Raw genomic sequence first — 248 nt, 5'->3', positions numbered from 1 at the left:
GCCTCGACGGGACGGAACTCCGCGACAGTGGTCGGTGAAACGGGGGCCGCCGATGCTGCGGCGACAGGGGCAGGTGCAGCCTTTTCCTCGACCGGAGCGGCGGTTGCCGCTGCCGACGCGTCGATCTCCTCGACGCTGAGTTCCATGTCATCGAGCACGAAGATGAAGACGTCGTCGATCGCCGAGCGGTCCTGTTCGCTGGTCAGCGTCACGTCCCAGGAAATGTGGAGTTCCGTCGGAGCCAGCGC

At 66.1% G+C, this 248-nt stretch carries 1 pseudogene; it reads right to left on the bottom strand.

The window, feature by feature from the left end:
* Positions 1-248: pseudogene (locus EOD29_RS33930) on the bottom strand (chemotaxis protein CheA); the annotation flags it as partial.

Source organism: Mesorhizobium sp. M1A.T.Ca.IN.004.03.1.1, from assembly GCF_003997555.1.
In the GTDB taxonomy this organism is placed as follows: domain Bacteria; phylum Pseudomonadota; class Alphaproteobacteria; order Rhizobiales; family Rhizobiaceae; genus Mesorhizobium.
This window is presented reverse-complemented; position numbering and strand designations above follow the sequence as displayed.